The sequence below is a fragment of the Vibrio sp. Vb1980 genome (assembly GCF_033338615.1).
In the GTDB taxonomy this organism is placed as follows: domain Bacteria; phylum Pseudomonadota; class Gammaproteobacteria; order Enterobacterales; family Vibrionaceae; genus Vibrio; species Vibrio alginolyticus.
In genome coordinates, this window is record NZ_JAWOSZ010000098.1 from 1 (window position 1) to 642 (window position 642).

Consider the following 642-nt stretch of genomic DNA (forward strand, 5'->3'; position numbering starts at 1 on the left):
TGAAGGTTTGAACGCCTTTGCAGAAACCTGCCCGACAGGTCGTGCGGTTTACGACAAGTACTCAGACGCCCTGATTGAGATTCTGGCGTCAGGAGACACCAGCACTCTGGATGAGATCATCGAAGAATCAGCGAAGCTGAACAAAGAATTGAAATCGCAACTAGAGCAAGGTCGTGACCGCTTGCTAGAAATGCACTCTAACGGCGGCGAAAAAGCTCAGCAAATCGTTGAGAAAATTGAATCAACTGATGGTGATACAAACCTAGTCACGTTTGCGCTTTCGCTGTTTGATACGATTGGTTTGAACCAAGACGACAAAGGCGAAAATGCACTGGTGGTGACGCCATCAGAGCACATGATGGTGCCAAGCTACCCTGGTTTGCCATACGAAGGTGCGACGATCACTTTTGATCGCGATACAGCGCTTTCTCGTGAAGACATGCACTTCATCAGTTGGGAACACCCAATGATCCAAGGTGGTATCGATCTTCTGATGAGTGAAGGTGTGGGTACTTCTGCGGTATCTCTGTTGAAAAACAAGGCGTTGCCAGTTGGTACGATTCTGCTTGAGCTGATTTACGCGGTAGATGCGCAAGCACCAAAACGCAGCGGTATCACTCGTTTCTTACCGAAAACGCCAAT

The 642-nt window shown here is 48.4% G+C and carries 1 pseudogene; it reads left to right on the forward strand.

Going from position 1 to position 642, the window contains the following annotated elements:
* Positions 1–642: pseudogene (locus R7F64_RS23960) on the forward strand (RNA polymerase-associated protein RapA); the annotation flags it as partial.